Raw genomic sequence first — 12,117 nt, forward strand, 5'->3', positions numbered from 1 at the left:
AAAAAATAGTTATGAGGTACATCAAGGACATCCCTAACCCTCGCTACAAAATCGGTCTGTACCAATGGAACAGCAAGTACATTATTAAAATCGAGTCGGGAATGTATGAGCAAACTTACAAAATCGATGATTACGAAGTTGCCACGACCGACGAGCTGGAAGCGTGTATGGATCCGGAGTTCATCGATGCCGTCGCAGCCCGTTTCGACGATATGCATGCGGGTTTCAATAGCACGCTTGTACGCCACAATGTGCTTTTTTAGGCTTCCGGGCCAATTTGAGGCCAGTGAACGTATACGGTTTTAATGTACTTTTCGTTAGATAGCAAATAATTTTAAGCGGTAAGTGAAGGCCAAAATATTCTTTATCGGGGATATGGTAAACCACAAAAACTTAATTCAAAACTCCACCAACTCAGTATCTATGGTTTTTAAACACGGCGCCTCCACCATCGGCATGTTCGTATGTGTAGGCGCGTCTTCCGTAGTGGCCCAGAATACGCTCAGTATTACGGAGCCGGAAGCACATTTTCGCAACGGCCTCGAATATTACGCAAAGTCTAATTACGTTGCTGCCAGGCAGGAATTCGGCGAGTTCCTGAATTCGCAGGATAAATTGCTCAGTACCAGCGACTATAATAAAGTTACGGCTGAGTATTATGTAGCGGTTACGGGGCTGTACCTCAATTATCCGGAAGCGGAGGTGCAGGTCGACCGGTTCGTCAAGAATCACGCCGAACACCCCAAGGCACAACTCATTTACAGCGATCTGGGCAAGTATTATTATGAAAGCGGCAACTACGAAAAGGCCATTACCTATCTCGAAAAGGCGGTAGATATGCCCGGTACCGGTGCAGGGCAACTGGAAAGTGCTTACCGGCTCGCGATGTCGTATTACAACACCAAGCAGCCCGACCTTGCCTTACCGTTGTTTAACCAGGTGAAGAACGAGGCGGGCTTCGCGAATGCAGCGGACGCTTCTTTTTACGCGGGCGTGATCAACTATCAAAAAAACAATTTCGAGGAGGCTTATCAGGATTTCAAGCGGATAGAGGACCATCCGTATTACAAGAACGAAGCTCCCAACTGGATCATTTCCTCGCTTTATCAACTCAAAAAGTTCGACGAGCTACTTGCTTACGGCGAACGCATCCTGGGCGCGCAAAGGGGAAATACGAAACTCGACGATGTGGCATTGTATGTAGCGGAGGTATATTACGAGAAGGGGGATTATGCTAATGCCGTCAAGGCGTACGAGCGTTACAAGCGCATGCGCCCGGGTGCGATCCCTCCGACGGTAGCATTGCATTATGGACACGCGCAGTTCCGTAATAACAATTTTGAAGGCGCGATTGCTTCTCTCAAACCCATTGGAAATGGCAAGGATTCTGTTTCGCAATATGCATCTTACATATTGGGTATCAGTAACTTAAAGACAGTTAATTTAAGTAATGCTTTAACGTCATTCGGCAATGCTGCCGCTTTGGATTTCAATCAGGTAGTGAAGGAGGAAGCCACCTATAACCACGCAAAGGTGCAGCTGGAGCTCGGTAATAATACGGACGCCATTAAAGAGCTTAACAACTACATGGTAAAGTATCCGGATAGCAAACATACGGAGGAAGCAACCGAGCTTATAGCCGAAGGATATGCCAATGCGAGTAATAGCGCAGGGGCAATAAAGTACATTGAAGGGCTCAAAACGAGGAATGCTAAAATTAATAGTACCTATCAGCGGTTGACCTACAACCAGGGGGGTGACGGATTTTAACGCCGGACGCTACGAGCAGGCCATTGCCATGTTCGATAAGTCGCTCAAATTCCCGATCGACGCCGAGTTATTCAATGCCGCATCGTTTTACAAGGCAGAGTCGGTATACGGTGCGAAGCGTGTGGACGAAGCGGCCACCTTGTACAACCAGATTGCCAGGAACCCGAAAGCAGGCATTTACGCAAGAAAGAGCCTCTATGCTTTGGGTTATATTTACTACAACCAGAAGAAATACAGCCAGGCCTTACCCTATTTCCGCGATTTTACCAACAACATCGAAGGGATGGATGCCGAAATGATCGAGGACGCGCATGCAAGGCTCGCGGATTGCTATCTGGCCGCGAAAAATTACAACGAAGCGATCCGCACTTACGAGCAGGTGGCGGCGAAGGGGAAAGTCGACAAGGATTACGCATTATTCCAAAAGGCCCGCGCATATGTGTACATGAACCGCGAGGCCGAGGCTAAACGGCAGTTTGAACTGCTGATCAGCCAATATCCGCAGTCGAAGCATCTGGACAACGCCTATTTCCAGCTTGCCGACATCGATTTCCAGAATCAAAGCTATTCCGCGGCTGTGAAAGGCTTCACACGCATGATCAATGAGAAACCTAAAAGTCCGCTGATTCCCGCAGCGTTGCTGCGTCGGGCGCAGTCGTACTACAATTTGCAGGTGTACGAGCAGGCAATCGTCGATTTCCGTAAAATCCTGACCGAATATTCCGATTCGCCCTCCGCGGAAAGCGCACTGGAAGGTATCCAGGAAAGTTATACGGCGGTTGGCCGGCCGGAGGAATTCAACCAGGTGCTGGGCGTCGTCCGGAAGAACAATCCCGGTAACGAAAAACTAGAAGGTGTCGAGTTCGATAATGTACGGAACCTGTATTATGCGGAAAAGTACGAAAACGCGATTTCGGCGTTGCAGGAATTCCTGCGAACTTACCCTGCCAGCAAATACCAGTACGATGCGACTTATTTCATCGCATCTTCTTACGACAAGACGAACCGCGTGAACGAAGCGCTTCAATACTATAATAAAGTGGTTCAGCAAAACCGGTCACAGTTTGTGGGCGCTGCGGCTCAGCGTTCGGCGGAACTGGAAATCGGTCGTGGAAACTTTAATAATGCTGTCACGAATTTCCGCGTGCTCTCCCGCAACGCGGAAAACAAGAAGGACCAGGCAACGGCATGGACTGGGCTGATGGATACCTACTTCACCTTGAAAAACTACGATTCCACGCTCTATTATGCGAAGGAGATCATTAATATGGGCAATGTGGTACCCGGCAGCCTGGGCAAGGCGCAGCTTTATCAGGCCAAGGTGCCTTATGAGAAGGGCGACCTGAAAAAGGCGGCGGAGGAGTTTAAGAAGATTTCGGCTTCATCCAAGGACGAGTTCGGTGCCGAAGCGGCCTACTGGTCCGCCATGATCCTGTACAAAGAGAAGAAATACAAGGAGGCTGAAACGGCCATCATCGAATTGGGCAGAAACTTCGAGGGATACGACTATTGGCGTGCACGCTCGTTCATCCTGCTTGCGGACGTATACGTGGGCATGAACGAGAAAGTCCAGGCGAAGGCTACGCTGAATTCCATTATCGAGAATTCGGACGACAAGGAAGCGGTAGAGCTCGCGAAGGAGAAGTTGAACCAAATCGAAAAATAACCAGTGGAACCCTGCTGTTTCATCAAAAACTCATTACTCATGACGCATTCCAAGTTATTACGTTCTTCACTGTTCCTGATTACGCTGGGGTTTTCCTCCCAGTTTGCTATCGCGCAACGCGGGGAGATCGAAAGCCAGACTTACGAAATTATTAAAGATAAAAGCATTGAATTTGCACCCGCCAACCGGGTTTTCGATAAAGTACAGCCCGTGCAGGGCGAGACGGGAAAGAAAAAGGTCTCGTACCAGATCGTAGACCCGGTGATCGATATTGCTTCGCCCAAGCTTACGCCGGCGGTCGGCGTATCGTCCGACGAAAAGGGCCGTCAGGACGAACCTGACGTTTTGAACAACTACGTCAAAGCGGGAGGCGGTAATTACGGTCGTTTTCTCGGCGAAATATTTGTGGGGGGACGGCCGAAGGAAGATCTTGCGTTCACGACCCAGCTGAAACATCTTTCGGCCGCCAACGGCCCCGTGGACGGCAAGAATTCGGCCAACGCAGCGACCAGCTTTAAGATCGGCGGCAAATACATCAGGGAGAAGTATAAAGTCGACGCAGGCTTTAATTTCGACCGCAAAAACTATTACTTCTATGGTTATCGGCCACAGCCGGAAGGCGTGGTGGTGGACCGCGACACGATCCGTCAGACAATTAACCAGTTCGGATTTAACCTTGGCTTCGAAAATACGGATGCTTCGGTGCTGGTCGATTATTCGGTGAAGACGGGCCTCAATACCCTGAAAGACCGCTACAATGCATCGGAAATCGATTGGGGAACCAATCTTACCGCCTCTGTACCTATTTCAGAGTCGTTTTTTGCGCTGCTTGAAGCAGATGCCTACGTGTCGCAGCGCGTCGACTACTTCACCTATAATCGTAACTTGTTCCGTGTTAGACCGACGTTCAAGTACGTGAACGACCTGTTTTCCGTTTCGGCGGGTATCAATGCCGTGAATGAGACGGATAACCAGCTGGATGTAAACAGGACGAAAGCCTTTCCTGCCGTGAATCTAGACGTAACACCGTTCTCCGGGGTGCATATTTTCGCGGGCTGGAACGGGGATATCGTTCGAAATACATTGAAGAGCATGCTGAGCGAAAATCAATGGCTGGGGCCTAACGTATTGATCCTGAATACGGAAAAGACTTCCGATATCAGCGCGGGCGTGAAAGGAGAGACCGGTACGGGTATTAATTATGAGGGAAAAGTGGCTTATACTTCCTACCGCAACTTTTATTCGTTTAACAACTCGCTTTCGGATACTTCCCGTTTTTCGGCGATTTATGACCCGGGTAAAACCAAGGTGCTGACCATCTCCGCACAAGCTGGCTATAATTTCAATGAGTTGTTCAAAACATCGCTCAAAGCTAACTTCTTCGACTATGCCGTGGACAAGGTGGAGGAGCCGTGGCACCGTCCGGATCTCACTTTGAACTGGTTCAATGCCCTTACCATCAGCAAAAAACTGTTCGTAACAGCCGATTTTTATATGCTCAGAGGGCTGAAAGCGAAAAATTTTCAGACGGGCGTCGTAACGAAATTGCCTGTAATTGCCGATCTGAATTTGAAAATCGACTACCTGTTAACCAGGAACTTCTCTGCGTTCGTGAACCTGAACAACGTGCTGGGCAAGAAGTACCAGCGCTACCAGTATTACCCGCAGCAGGGGCTTAACTTTATTGCCGGATTGTCATTTTCTTTTTAACTTCGCTGAGTTAACACCAAACTTCGTTCATGATAGCAGTCGAAACAGTCATCCGGAAACTCATTGGAGAATACGAATTCGTGATCATTCCCGGGTTCGGAGCCTTGCTTTCTCACCAGGTTCCGGCCGTGTATGACGGTAATTCAGGGATTTTCACGCCGCCTGTTAAAAGGCTGGCATTTAATGAGTACCTGAAACTCGACGACGGGCTGTTGGCTAACTATATTTCACGTCATGAAAAAGTGACCCATGCCGACGCCCTGGATTACATCAAAGGTTATACCGATCGCCTGAGGTCGGGGCTGGATCTCAATGGAGAAGTGAGCATTGCAGGTATCGGCGAGTTCAAGCAGAACGTGGAGGGAAAGCTGGTGTTCGAACCTAACACCGGTAAGTACTTTAAGGATGAATGGTATGGCTTCGAAAAGGTAAAAGCCGTTGAAATACAAGGCCGGCCGGTCGCTGCATTGAACTCCGCGGAATACACGGGCGACGATGTTGAAGTGGTCGAACTGGAAAATGAAAGAAAGCCACGTTTCCGTTGGACAGGCTGGGCTGCGGCAGCGGTGATCGCCGGGTTGCTATGTGGGCTCAGTTTCTTTCTGGTGAATACGGAAAACGAATACATTAAGAGCACGCTGAACCCTTTTGCCGAAATGTTCGGGCGCAATGAGCCTGCGGAAACCACCGTGGTTAGAAACGACACCCGGCCTGAACCATCGCCGGTGACGGAGCCCATCGCGGTAAAGACAAACCCTGTGCCCGTTGATTCCGCCGCTGCCGTTGCTTCCGCACCCGTCGCGGAGGTGGCCCCAGCGGTTGCCGAGGCCAAGCCGACCGATATTGCATCCGCTAAATTCTATGTTATAGCCGGTGCATTCAAGGGAACAAGACAGGCCAAAGTTTTGCTTGCCCAGCTGAATGAAAAAGGTCTGACAAAAGCATTCATTATCCCGGGCGACGAACGCAGCAAAAAGGTGAAAGTGGCTGTGGACGGCTTTGACAATGAAACGGATGCCTACCGTGCGTCGGCTCAACTCAAAGCCGTGATCGGCGAAGCAGGCTGGGTTTTCAAGAAGAAATAACGTTTTAAAATACAGAGATGCGAAAAGGAGGTCATCGGCCTCCTTTTTTGTTGCATACGTTTTTTACTATTTTTACGTTTTCGGAAAAGAAAAACCCAGATTGATAAATGATCACATTACAGGCAGAAGACCGGCAGCGTATCGCAATTTCATGGGCGTGGTCCTTCGGGATTACGGCTGCGATGTTGGGCATATTCTTCTTCATCCGGCTGAGCTCGTCACTTCCCAAAGCCGAACCTATGGAGTTGTTCGTGGAAGTGAATTACGGGACCAGTAAAGTCGGCAAGGGAGATATTCAGACGTTCAACAAGCCCAACGACAGCAAGGTTGCCGAAAACATGAAAGCGGATGCCGACGAAGTGAAGAAAATCAAATCGGTCGCTACACCAAAACCGACGCCTCCGACACCACCTAAAATAGAGTCACCAAAGCCCACAAAAACTGTCGCTGAAAAGCCGGTAATCACGTCCAAGACGGAAAGCCCGGTGGAAGCTCCGGAGAAGACCGACGTTAAAAAATCGACGGGTAACGAGAATGCTTCTGCCCCCGTTGCAAAACCGGCTCCTGAAAAAGCCATCAATAAAGACGCTTTGTTCAGCAAATCGTCCGGCAGCAAATCGGGAAGCAATGGCACTAATGGAACGAAAAGTGGCGTTGGCGGCAATAACAATGGCGACGATGCCGAAGGGGTAGGCGACAAAGGCTCCAAAACCGGTAGCCTCTTCGCAAAAACCTACAAAGGCGAAGGCGGAGGCGGCGGGACGAATGTCGGCCTTAATCTTTCGGGATGGAGCTGGTCCAGGAGACCAGTGGTGGATGACAATTCCGATGCCACCGGAGATATCACTTTCAAGATCACGGTCGACAAAAACGGTCGTGTGAAGAGCGTGATTACACAAAGCACAACGGTAACCGATTACGCGGTGGTCAATAAATATAAGAGCGCCGTCAGAGACCTTACTTTCGTACCCAAGTCGGCCAATGTGCCCGATGAATCGATCGGTACCATTACCTTTAAAATACGTTCACGTTAATATCTAAATGACATATCAGGAAACGATCGGGTATCTGTACGACAGGTTACCGGTTTTTCAGAATATCGGGGCCCGTGCTTTCAAGCCGGGCCTTCATACTACCAGGGAGCTGTGCAGGCTCCTGGGAAATCCGCAGGATAAATACCCAACCATTCATATCGCCGGCACTAACGGCAAAGGAAGCACTTCGCACATGTTGGCGGCAATTCTCCAGGAAGCCGGATACAGGGTCGGGCTGTACACGTCGCCTCATTTGAAGGATTTTCGCGAGCGGATCCGTGTAAACGGTATGTATGTGCCGGAAGAATTCATTGTTCAATTTGTCGATGATCAAAAATCTAACATCGAAAGATTGTCGCCATCGTTCTTTGAGGTGACTGTGGCGATGGCATTTGCCTATTTCGAGATAGCCGGTGTAGACGTTGCCGTGATCGAAGTAGGCATGGGTGGCCGGCTGGATTCGACAAACATTATAACGCCCGAACTATCGGTGATCACGAATATCAGCTTTGACCATATGCAGTTTCTGGGAGATACGCTCGCCAAAATTGCGGGCGAAAAAGCAGGTATTATCAAAAACGGCGTCCCGGTTGTCGTGAGTGAGGAGCAGGGCGCCGAGGTTGTCGAGGTTATCACCGCCGCTGCGGAAGCCGCAAATGCGCCGTTGACGTTTGCTGCGCGGACGTATGAGGCGTCGTATGTAGATATGCGTGAAGGAAAGATGCTTGTGGATATACTTAAACGCGGGTCCGGTGATGTTGTGGCGGAGCACATTGCGCTGGATCTGACGGGCTCATACCAGTTGAAGAATGTAGCCGGCGTGTGGGCTGCAAAAGAGGTGCTGGTGTCGAAAGCCTGGAATATCGGAGATGAAGCGGTGTTTCGCGCACTTGCATCCGCCAGCGCGATTACAGGTTTAAAAGGGCGCTGGCAGAAACTGGGCCAGGCACCCGACGTTTATTGTGATACGGCACATAATGCGGCCGGCCTAGCGATGACCCTGGCGCAATTCGAATCCGTTTGCAAAGGAAGAAAGCGATTTGTAATCGGATTTGTCGGCGATAAGGACATTTCGGCAATGTTGAGGCTATTTCCGCAGGACGCAGAATATTATTTCTGCGAACCATCGAATATGAGGGCTTTAAAGGCCGTGGAATTGCAGGCAAGGGCGCTTGAACACGGTTTGAAGGGGAAATCCTTTCGAAATGTGAACGAAGCGCTTAAAGAGGCCGTAAGGGATTCGGCACCGACCGACGCAATCTACGTGGGCGGTAGTACCTTTGTGGTCGCAGACATTGATAGTTTATAGAGCATAGAAGTATAATGGCAAGAAGAAAGTTACAGCACTACAGGTTCAGTGAGCAGGCAGAAAACGTAGTCCAGGCGGGAAAACCGCTTTATTCGGAGATCAAAGGCAATTGGAACAAGCTTTATTTCAATAATGAAAGTCCGATCGTAGTAGAGCTGGCGTGCGGAAAGGGCGAGTATACCATCGGGCTCGGCAGGAAATTTCCGGACAAGAATTTCATCGGTGTCGACATTAAAGGGGACCGGATTGCCCGGGGCAGTGCATTGGCTACCGGGTATAATCTATCGAATGTGGCATTTCTGCGGGCGGGCATCCAGTATTCGGACGATTTTTTCGCGGAAAATGAGTTGAGTGAAATCTGGCTTGTCCACCCGGATCCGCAAATCCGCGAACGCTACGAAAAATATCGGCTGACCAACCCCACATTTCTCGCCAAATATGCGACGTTTTTGAAGCCCGGCGGAATGTTTTTTCTGAAAACCGACAATACATTCTTCTACGAATACAGTCTGCAGACTTTGGATGAGGCTCCGCACTTCAAAATATTGGAGCATACCGATAACCTCTATGAGTCGCATTTGCTGGATGAGCACCACGGCGTCCGCACACATTACGAAGGGATTTTTACCGCGAAAGGCTATACGATCAAATATATTAAAGCTCAGGTGGTTTAAATGAAAAAGCCCCATTCCAGCCAAATGCCGGGATGGGACTTTTATGTCTCTATATCTGAGATCACTTCTTGATCAGACCCGCGAAGTAGTAAACGGTTCTAACGAGCTGAGACACGTAAGACATTTCGTTGTCGTACCATGCAACGGTTCTAACAAGCTGAACATCACCGACTTTCTGAACGCGCGTCTGCGTTGCGTCGAACAGTGAGCCGTAGCTGATACCGATGATATCGCTGCTCACGATCTCGTCTTCAGTGTAGCCGTAGCTTTCATTAGCAGCAGCTTTCATAGCGGCGTTAATTTCTTCCACGGTAGTTTCGCGACCCAGAATAGCCGTCAATTCAGTCAATGAACCGGTAAGAGTCGGAACGCGTTGAGCGGAACCGTCGAGTTTACCTTTCAATGAAGGCAATACGAGGCCGATAGCTTTTGCAGCGCCGGTGCTGTTGGGAACGATGTTCTGAGCAGCGGCTCTTGCTCTTCTCAAATCGCCTTTCGGATGCGGGGCATCCTGAGTATTCTGGTCGTTCGTGTAAGCGTGGATGGTCGTCATAAGGCCATTTACGATGCCGAATTTCTCTTCCAGCACTTGCGCCATCGGTGCAAGGCAGTTGGTTGTACAAGAAGCACCGCTTATAATGGTTTCGGAACCATCGAGAATGTTATGGTTTACGTTGAAGACGATTGTTTTCAGATCTCCCGTAGCAGGAGCGGAGATTACCACTTTTTTAGCTCCTGCCTTAATGTGGGCACTTGCTGATTCTGCGCTTGTGAAGAAACCTGTACATTCGAGAACTACGTCCACATCATGTTGCGCCCAGGGAATTTGGGAAGGATCACGCTGCGCGTAAATAACGACGTTTTCGCCGTTGACAACGATTGAATTGTCGGTTGGTTTGACATCGGCGTCAAAACGTCCCTGTGCAGTATCGTATTTGAGGAGGTGTGCTAATACTTTTGGACTGGTCAAATCATTGATGGCTACGATATCGATGCCCTCCATGTTATAGATTTGACGGTAAACAAGGCGGCCGATGCGGCCGAATCCATTGATTGCGACTTTTACTTTTGACATATCGAGGTAGATTGGTTATTTCAGCCGCAATATTAATAAAAATGTATGCGGATGAAAAGTGTTAAAAGAAATATAAGAGAGAAAGCAGCTAGCTACGCGATAAACTATTCATGTTAGTAAAGTACTAAATTTCAGGAATGCTCGAGTTTCAATTTTGCTAATTACAATAGCTAGCAGATTTCATCTTATTTAACCTTGCCTTGATTACATAGTAATAACTTATTATATTGCGGCCTGGTTCCGTGACTCATTCTACTTGTGCGAATGTTTGAGGTCCATAATTTGCTTAAAGTTTATTTTTAAGTAAATTGTAAAACACTGTAAAACAACTAGTTAAATTAATTACATTAATTATATACTTTAATATGAATTTTGCCGAGCAAATTGAAAATTACTGGTCAAACCGCGAGCTGTTAAAAGAAGAATCCGCAAAGAATTTTATCCGCGACATTATAGAAGAAGTCGACAAAGGCCGGCTCCGTGTAGCTGAACCTGATGCTAACGGCGGATGGGTCGTTAACGAAGCGCTAAAAAAAGCGATTATCCTTTACTTCCCAATCCAGCAAATGCAGGTTAGCGAGGTTGGCATTTTCGAGTACCACGATAAAATGAAACTAAAATCCGGCTACGAGCAGCTAGGCGTTCGGGTGGTGCCGCCCGCTGTGGCCAGATATGGTGCGTATATTTCCAAAGGAGTAGTGCTGATGCCTTCTTATGTAAACATCGGTGCTTATATAGACGAAGGAACGATGGTCGATACCTGGGCTACCGTCGGAAGTTGTGCACAGATCGGCAAGAATGTTCACCTGAGCGGGGGTGTTGGAATAGGAGGGGTGCTCGAACCGGTTCAGGCCGCTCCCGTAATTATCGAAGATGGGGCATTCGTCGGTTCACGCTGCATTGTCGTAGAAGGCGCGCGGGTAGGCAAAAGAGCTGTTCTCGGTGCAGGTGTTACCATTACAGGCAGCTCGAAAATCATCGACGTAACCGGCAGCGAACCTGTTGAATATAAAGGATATGTACCCGAAGACTCAGTGGTAATCCCCGGTACATTACCGAAAGAGTTCGCCGCAGGCACGTATCATGTCCCTTGCGCGCTGATTATCGGTAAGCGCAAACCAAGTACAGACCTTAAAACCTCGCTAAACGATGCCTTGCGCGACAATAGCGTAGCCGTATAATCCAGCAAAAAAACATATAGATAGTACATTCTCCGTGCGGCGTGTTTTTTCATGCCGCACTTTTTTTGCCACATTTACATAGTATACAAAAGTAAACTCCCGAACATCGACGTATAATTCTGTAAAATCCTAGTAGTTTATTTAAGTAAATCATCGCGCATTTTATTCTAATGAACGTTATTAAATTGCATGACACACTTTAATGATTTACATTTGTACTATTATTGATTACAATATGGATTTGACTGAAAAGATTAAACAGATACTGATTGATAAAAATATCAGTCCCTCTCTATTCGCAGACGAAATCGGAATACAACGGTCAAGTATGTCTCATGTACTGGCGGGCAGGAACAAGCCAAGCCTGGATATGGTGCAGAAGATCGCAAAACGCTTTCCAGATTTGGGAGTCAGCTGGATTCTCGATGACGAGCCACTACCTGCGACGGCCAGCGAACCCGTCTTAGATTCGCGTAGAAGACCCGTTTCCGCGCCACAGTCCGCACAGGCAAATGTCGTGAAAGAGAAACCACCCGTTCCGCCAGAAAAAAAGATCGAAAAAGTGCTTATTTTTTACTCTGACGGCACTTTTCAGGAGTTCAAACGGGGGTGA

General features: G+C 48.5%; 11 protein-coding genes. 10 read left to right on the plus strand and 1 reads right to left on the minus strand.

All coding sequences use genetic code 11. The features are described from left to right. Positions 1-11 precede the first annotated feature (11 nt). The 8 genes from ABV298_RS29485 to trmB all read left to right on the plus strand — a co-directional run bounded on the left by ABV298_RS29485 (position 12) and on the right by trmB (position 9,248). Complete coding sequence (locus ABV298_RS29485) at positions 12-263, plus strand: hypothetical protein (protein WP_353719705.1); 252 nt, start codon at positions 12-14, stop codon at positions 261-263. 160 nt (positions 264-423) lie between these two features. Beyond that, on the plus strand, positions 424-1,770 hold the full coding sequence (locus ABV298_RS29490; protein ID WP_353719706.1) for a tetratricopeptide repeat protein: 1,347 nt from the start codon (positions 424-426) through the stop codon (positions 1,768-1,770). After that, entirely contained in the window at positions 1,757-3,436 is a 1,680-nt protein-coding gene (locus ABV298_RS29495; RefSeq protein WP_353719707.1) for a tetratricopeptide repeat protein, read from the plus strand. Before ABV298_RS29490 ends, ABV298_RS29495 begins: the two co-directional genes overlap by 14 nt. Positions 3,437-3,475: 39 nt before the next feature. Continuing rightward, complete coding sequence (locus ABV298_RS29500) at positions 3,476-5,146, plus strand: TonB-dependent receptor (RefSeq protein ID WP_353719708.1); 1,671 nt, start codon at positions 3,476-3,478, stop codon at positions 5,144-5,146. Between the two features lie 29 nt (positions 5,147-5,175). Beyond that, positions 5,176-6,231 carry an SPOR domain-containing protein gene (locus tag ABV298_RS29505; RefSeq protein WP_353719709.1) on the plus strand — a complete coding sequence of 352 codons (1,056 nt, stop codon included), beginning with the start codon at positions 5,176-5,178 and terminating at the stop codon, positions 6,229-6,231. A 107-nt stretch (positions 6,232-6,338) separates the two neighbouring features. Beyond that, positions 6,339-7,265, plus strand: a complete 927-nt coding sequence (locus tag ABV298_RS29510) for a hypothetical protein (RefSeq protein WP_353719710.1) — start codon at positions 6,339-6,341, stop codon at positions 7,263-7,265. Positions 7,266-7,272: 7 nt separating this feature from the next. Continuing rightward, positions 7,273-8,574: a folylpolyglutamate synthase/dihydrofolate synthase family protein gene (locus ABV298_RS29515; RefSeq protein WP_353719711.1), complete on the plus strand. Its 1,302-nt coding sequence runs from the start codon at positions 7,273-7,275 to the stop codon at positions 8,572-8,574. Between the two features lie 14 nt (positions 8,575-8,588). Continuing rightward, positions 8,589-9,248 carry a tRNA (guanosine(46)-N7)-methyltransferase TrmB gene (trmB, locus tag ABV298_RS29520; RefSeq protein WP_353719712.1) on the plus strand — a complete coding sequence of 220 codons (660 nt, stop codon included), beginning with the start codon at positions 8,589-8,591 and terminating at the stop codon, positions 9,246-9,248. Between the two features lie 61 nt (positions 9,249-9,309). Here trmB and gap read toward each other — a convergent pair whose 3' ends face one another. Further along, a complete protein-coding gene (gap, locus tag ABV298_RS29525) occupies positions 9,310-10,323 on the minus strand; it encodes a type I glyceraldehyde-3-phosphate dehydrogenase (RefSeq protein ID WP_353719713.1) in 1,014 nt (337 codons plus the stop codon). A 365-nt stretch (positions 10,324-10,688) separates the two neighbouring features. Here gap and ABV298_RS29530 point away from each other — a divergent pair, with 365 nt between their 5' ends. Together ABV298_RS29530 and ABV298_RS29535 are read left to right on the plus strand one after the other, a co-directional pair. After that, positions 10,689-11,504, plus strand: coding sequence for a 2,3,4,5-tetrahydropyridine-2,6-dicarboxylate N-succinyltransferase (locus tag ABV298_RS29530; RefSeq protein WP_353719714.1), 816 nt, complete (start codon positions 10,689-10,691; stop codon positions 11,502-11,504). Between the two features lie 235 nt (positions 11,505-11,739). Beyond that, complete coding sequence (locus ABV298_RS29535; protein WP_353719715.1) at positions 11,740-12,117, plus strand: helix-turn-helix transcriptional regulator; 378 nt, start codon at positions 11,740-11,742, stop codon at positions 12,115-12,117.

This window comes from Dyadobacter sp. 676, from assembly GCF_040448675.1.
GTDB lineage: Bacteria > Bacteroidota > Bacteroidia > Cytophagales > Spirosomataceae > Dyadobacter.